Origin of the sequence: Ilyobacter sp. (assembly GCF_041583315.1) — a bacterium.
In the GTDB taxonomy this organism is placed as follows: domain Bacteria; phylum Fusobacteriota; class Fusobacteriia; order Fusobacteriales; family Fusobacteriaceae; genus Ilyobacter.
In genome coordinates this window covers 1-3165 of record NZ_JBFHGC010000346.1, presented here as the reverse complement: position 1 = coordinate 3165, position 3165 = coordinate 1, and the positions used below count along the sequence as shown (strand labels likewise).

Annotated in this window: 2 protein-coding genes; both read right to left on the bottom strand. The window is 40.1% G+C overall.

All coding sequences use genetic code 11. The features are described from left to right. Positions 1–288: 288 nt before the first annotated feature. The gene (locus ABZA26_RS11105; RefSeq protein WP_372714594.1) at positions 289–1746 is read right to left on the bottom strand and encodes a glutamate synthase subunit beta; all 1458 of its coding nucleotides are present in this window, start codon (positions 1744–1746) and stop codon (positions 289–291) included. 1 nt (position 1747) lies between these two features. Then, positions 1748–3165 (bottom strand): glutamate synthase-related protein (locus ABZA26_RS11100; protein WP_372714593.1); only part of this gene is annotated, 1418 nt, incomplete at its 5' end.

The window sequence follows — 3165 nt, the reverse complement described above, 5'->3', positions numbered from 1 at the left end:
CTGAGCAAAGCGAGTAGCCAAAAAATAACGAGTTACACGAGTATATTTTCTGGTTCTCAGAAACTTGTTTTCTGAGTTTCTTTACTCTCTTTTGATTTTCAAGGTTATTTAGCTGATTTTTCACAGCCTTGACCTTTTGGTTACTTTTCTGTCAAGAGAAAAGTAACAGAATCTGTGCAAATTCAATATTTCATCAAAAACTATATATATTATTTTTATAAAATCATCAATAAAATAGTGAAAAATCCCGGAATCAGATCCCGGGATTTTAAAAGTTTGATTTATATTTTACTTTGATTTTAAAAAACTATCCACAGCTTCGGCTGCTTTCCTACCTTCGTTTATCGCCCACACAATAAGAGACTGACCTCTTCTCATATCTCCTGCTGCAAAGACACCTTTTTTACTTGTCATGTAATTTTCATCTGTTTTTACATTTCCTCTGCCATCTAATTCCACACCTAGACTGCTTAAGAGTCCTTCATGTTCTGGGTGCACAAAACCTATAGCAAGTAGAACAAGGTTTGCATCGAGAGAGAATTCAGTTCCTGGAACTTCATCCATATATTTTCTTCCGTTCTCTCCGTCTTTCCACTCTACTCTTACAGCGTGAAAAGTAGTTACATTTCCATTTTCATCTCCTGTAAACTGTTTTGTGAGGATATTCCATTGTCTTATGTCAGTATGACACACTCCGCCAAGACACACCTCTGCTTCCTCATGGGCAGTATTTATTTTCAGCACCTGAGGGAAATTAGGCCAGGGATTTGACTGTGGTCTGTCAAGAGGGGGTTTTTCCAGGAGTTCGATTTGATAGATCTCTTTAGCCCCTTGTCTGAGGGCTGTACCTATACAATCGGCACCTGTATCTCCTCCACCTATTACAACTACAGATTTATCTTTTGCATCTATCAGTTGCTCCTGAGGTATTTCCGTACCTTCTAACTTTTTATTCTGCTGAATAAGATAATCCATGGCATAATGTATACCTTTTAGCTCTCTTCCGTAGACAGGAAGGTCTCTGGCAAGCTTTGCTCCACCAGCCAAAACCACAGCATCATACTGTTTTTCCAGGTCCTCTATACTCAGGTCCACACCTACATTTGTATTGTAAACGAATTTTATCTCTTCCTGTTCCATCTGTTTTATCCTTCTGTCTACAGTCCATTTCTCTATCTTATAGTCAGGGATACCATATGTCATTATCCCTCCTGCCTTTGAGTCTCTTTCATAGACAGTGACATTGTGTCCGGCCCTGTTTAGCTGCTGTGCAGCAGCAAGACCTGCAGGTCCGCTTCCAATAACAGCGATTTTTTTATCAGTTCTTTTTTTGGGAAGGATTGGTTTGATCCATCCTTTTTCCCATCCTTTTTCCACAATGTTAAGCTCAATATTTTTTATTGTGATAGGATTTTCATTGATTCCTAGTACACACCCGCCCTCACAGGGAGCAGGACATACTCTTCCTGTGAATTCAGGGAAGTTGTTTGTGCTGTGAAGCACTTGGAGAGCTTCTTCCCATTTGGCTTTGTGTGCAAAGTCATTCCACTCTGGGCACACATTTCCCACAGGACATGAAAAGTGGCAGAAAGGCACACCACAATCCATGCATCTGGACGCTTGCTGAACTAAATACTCATCAGTAAAGGGTTTATATAGTTCTTTATAGTCTTTTATTCTCTCTTCAATAGGTCTTTTTTGAGCCTCTTCTCTTGGTATTTCTAAAAATCCACCTAATTTACCCATTTTATTTCACCTTCCCTTGTGCAAGAAGTTCCTTGTATTTTGGAGCGATTACTCTTACAAATTTACCTAAGTTCTCTTCCCAAGAATCTAGAATCTCTTTACCTCTTGAACTGTTTGTATATTTTACATGATTTTCTATCATTGATTTTAATTTTCCAGCTTCAGTTTTATCTTCTATTTTTTCTGTGAGCACCATTAACTGATTTACTTTTTCTTCAAAGTCTCCGTTCTGGTCGTATACATAGGCAATACCACCGCTCATACCTGCAGCAAAGTTTTTACATGTAGCTCCTATGACAACGACTCTACCACCAGTCATGTATTCGCATCCGTGGTCACCGACACCTTCTACCACAGCTTCAGCTCCTGAGTTTCTTACGCAGAATCTCTCTCCGACCATTCCGTTTATGTATACTTGACCTTTGATGGCACCATAAAGTATGGTATTACCCCCTATAATGTTCTCTTCAGCCTTAAATCCTTCGACCTTAGGAGTTTTGACAATGATCTTTCCTCCAAAGAGCCCCTTACCAATATAGTCATTGGCCTGTCCCACTAAGTTCAGTGTGAGTCCCGACATACCAAAGGCACCGAAACTCTGACCAGCATATCCTTTAAAGTTAAATTTAATAGTATCTTCAGGGAGCCCTGTTCCACCATAAAGTTTTGCTATCTTTCCGCTCAGCATAGTTCCTGTAGACCTGTTCAGATTGAAGATATCCATATCGAACTCTACTTTTTCACCTTTTTCCAGAGCCGGTTTAGCCAGTTCCATAAGTTTTCTGTCCAGAATATCATCTATTCCGTGATCCTGTTCCTGTATACATTTTGTAGCAATACTTTCATCTACATTAGGTCTGTATAGTATTTTACTGATATCTATTCCGCTGGCTTTCCAGTGTGAGATAGCCTTGTTCATCTCTAACAGATCGGTTCTTCCTACCATTTCATCCATAGTTCTGAATCCGAGTTCAGCCATTATCTCTCTTACATCCTGGGCAATAAACTTGAAGAAGTTTATAAGATATTCTGATCTTCCCACGAATTTTTTACGAAGCTCAGGACTCTGCGTAGCTACACCTACAGGACACATATTTGTATGGCAAGCTCTCATCATGATACATCCTAGGACCACAAGCGGTGCAGTTGCAAAACCAAATTCTTCTGCTCCTAGTAGTGATGCTATAACGATATCCCTACCTGTTTTCATTTGACCATCGGCCTGTATTCTTACTCTACCTCTGAGGTCATTTAGTATAAGGACCTGATGTGCTTCAGATAGACCGAGCTCCCAAGGAAGACCTGCATGTTTTATGGAAGATATAGGAGAAGCACCGGTTCCACCGTCATATCCGGAAATAAGGATCATATCAGAGTGAGCCTTTGCGACTCCAGCTGCTACTGTTCCTACTCCCACTT